The following is a 2,778-nucleotide window of genomic DNA, read 5'->3' on the forward strand; positions in this document are numbered from 1 at the left end:
CCCAGGGGTTTACAAAATCGACATCCAGCAGGGCAATGTCGTCACGCAGGACATGATAGACCAGTTACGCCCGGGAATGACCCGGCCGCAAGTACGGTTTATCATGGGCAACCCCCTGCTTGCCGATACGTTCCATGCCAATCGCTGGGATTATCTGTACAGCCTGCAACCGGGTGGCGGTGAACGCCAACAGGAACGCATCAGCGTTATTTTTAACTCAAACGACCAGCTTGTCAGCCTGTCTGGTGACTTCATGCCGGGCGTAAGCCGTGACGAAGCCATTCTCGGCAAGGACAGTGACACCACCGTGACCGCTCCTGCTGAAAACGCCGAGAAGCCAAAACCGGAAAAACCGGTCAAGCCAGGTTCCATGCTGGATCAGATCCAGAAGGAAGTTGATGGTGTAGAAACCGTTCCGGTTCCGACACCAGAGCCGCTGGACACCTCGCCGCAATAATTGGCGAGCCAATAAAAAACCCGGAAATTCCGGGTTTTTTATTGCTTGCAGATTGGCTTACTCACTGATTTCGAGCTTTGGCTTCGGCTGCTTTAGCCGCGCGCAAACGCCGAACCTCTTTTGGGTCGGCGAGCAGCGGTCGGTAAATCTCAATGCGATCCCCCGCCTGAACAAGCCTTGTATCCGGATCGGAAACCACTTTGCCAAAAATCCCCAACGGACACTCAGACAGATTCAACTCAGGAAACTCGATATTGATACCCGAGGCAAACACCGCCGATCGCACGGTCGCCCCCTCAACCAAGCTGACCGTACGCAGCACCTGACGATCAACGGCCGCATACACGACCTCTATCTCGATCACCGCTTCAACCATGCATCTGCTTGGCACGCTGGCAGAACGCGTCCACCAGAGTATTCGCAGCCTGATTGAACAGCGGCCCCAGCGTGGCGCGTACGAGCGGCCCTGCGTAGTCGAAGGACAGATCCAAACTGATCTTGCAGGCCTTCTCGTTCAACACCTTGAACACCCAAACGCCGTGCAACTGATTGAAAGGGCCCTCTTCGAGATTCATCTCGATCGATTGCCCAGGTACCAGCGTGTTGCGCGTCACGAAATGCTGACTGAGGCCTCCCTTGGCCACGCCAACACTGGCACGCATATGCTCGGGCGAGCTTTCCAGTACTTCAGCGGACGAGCACCACGGCAAAAACTCCGGATAACGCGCCACGTCGTTGACCAGGTCGTAGAGAAATTGCGCCGGGTACGGCAGCAGCGCCGATCGTTGAATATGTGTCGTCATGTAAGCGTCACTTCCAGAGCTGGGTGGCAAACACTACAAGAATGCCGATGGGCGCCACATAGCGCATCAAGAACAAAGACAGGGCAAACAGCGCCGGGTTACGAATCGACAACTCGTCACGCACTGCTTCACGCCCCATCACCCATCCGGCAAATAGCACGAAACACAACCCACCCAACGGCAACATGATCCGCGAGGTGAAGAAATCGATCACACCGAAGAAATCAAGGCCACTCTGAGCGCCCCATTGGTAGAGATGGAACATCCCGCCTTCGTTCACGAAAAATTTGGCTTCCTTCCAGATATTGAAGGAGAACACCGTGCCCAAACCGACGAACCAGCAGGTGAATGCCAGCCAGAATGTCACCCAGGCGCGCCTGACTTTCGTGCGCTCCACCAAGTAGGCAACCATGGGTTCGAGCAACGAAATTGCCGAACTCCAAGCCGCAACCGCCACCAGAACAAAGAACACAACGCCCATCAACTGACCAAAAGCCACGTTACCAAAAGCAAATGGCAGACTGACGAACATCAGGCCAGGCCCCTCGCTAGGGTTCAGCCCGCCGGCGAACACAATAGGAAACAAGGCTAGACCGGCCACCAGCGAAACAAACGTGTCGAGCAATGCAACGCCGACAACCGTGCCGGACAATGACGCACTCTTGGGCATGTAGGCGCCGTAGATCATGATCGAGCCAACGCCCACGCTCAAAGAGAAGAACGCGTGGCCCATGGCGGGCAGCAAACCGTCGAGGACTTTTTCCGGGTGAAAGTCGAACATGAAATGCACGCCTTCCAAGAAGTGCCCAGTGGTCATGCTGTAACCCAGCAGCACCAGAATCATCACGAATAGCAGCGGCATCATGATCCGCAGGCTGCGCTCAAGCCCTGCAACCACACCCTTGGCGATGACCAGCGCCGACAGCAGCATAAAAATCGTATGCCAAAGTGTCAGGCGCCAAGGATCGGCAATGACATTGCCAAAGTAGGCGCCGACCTGATCAGCCGTAGCGCCCTGGAAGTCGCCGCGCCCCATGTCGATGATGTAATCCAGCGACCAGCCACCCACAACGCTATAGAAAGACAGAATCAGCAATGCCGTGATCATCCCGGCAAACGCACCCCACGACCACTTGGGCGAGTGCCCAGCCTCCAGCGCCAGCACCTTCAGGGCATTTGCCGGACTTTGCCGGGCGCGCCGGCCTATCAGGGTTTCAGCGAGCATGACAGGGATGCCGATCAGTGCGATGCACGCCAGAAACATCAATACAAACGCGCCGCCGCCGTACATCCCGACCATATAGGGGAATTTCCAGATACTACCCAGTCCCACGGCCGAACCGGTCGCGGCGAGTATGAATACCCAGCGGCTAGCCCAACTGCCGTGGACAGAAACCTTGTCTGTCGACATCGTTTATCACGCCCAAGCGTTAGAAAAAGAGGCCGCATTGTCCGGCATTCACTCAGCCTGGGCACGCACGCAGCTTCACCGTAGCCGACGGCGATTTCTCTCCATCT

General features: G+C 56.4%; 4 protein-coding genes. 1 reads left to right on the plus strand and 3 read right to left on the minus strand.

Annotated features, from left to right (window positions below):
* Window positions 1-457, plus strand: a 457-nt coding sequence (locus ACIOU6_RS27790; protein WP_401139923.1) for an outer membrane protein assembly factor BamE, incomplete at its 5' end; no start/stop codon positions are given.
* A 61-nt stretch (window positions 458-518) separates the two neighbouring features.
* On the opposite strand, the gene ACIOU6_RS27795 is transcribed toward ACIOU6_RS27790, so the two are convergent.
* Genes ACIOU6_RS27795 through ACIOU6_RS27805 form a run of 3 tightly spaced genes read right to left on the minus strand, consistent with a single transcriptional unit; the run spans window position 519 to window position 2,671 of the window.
* Window positions 519-833 (minus strand): RnfH family protein, encoded by a 315-nt coding sequence (locus ACIOU6_RS27795; RefSeq protein ID WP_401139925.1) that lies wholly within the window; start codon window positions 831-833, stop codon window positions 519-521.
* The gene (locus ACIOU6_RS27800; protein ID WP_016986510.1) at window positions 826-1,260 is read right to left on the minus strand and encodes a type II toxin-antitoxin system RatA family toxin; all 435 of its coding nucleotides are present in this window, start codon (window positions 1,258-1,260) and stop codon (window positions 826-828) included. The genes ACIOU6_RS27795 and ACIOU6_RS27800 overlap by 8 nt, the downstream gene beginning before the upstream one ends.
* A 7-nt stretch (window positions 1,261-1,267) precedes the next feature.
* On the minus strand, window positions 1,268-2,671 hold the full coding sequence (locus ACIOU6_RS27805) for a sodium-dependent transporter (protein WP_401139927.1): 1,404 nt from the start codon (window positions 2,669-2,671) through the stop codon (window positions 1,268-1,270).
* Between the last annotated feature and the right edge of the window lie 107 nt (window positions 2,672-2,778).

It is taken from the genome of Pseudomonas sp. NPDC087615 (assembly GCF_044743445.1).
GTDB lineage: Bacteria > Pseudomonadota > Gammaproteobacteria > Pseudomonadales > Pseudomonadaceae > Aquipseudomonas > Aquipseudomonas baetica_A.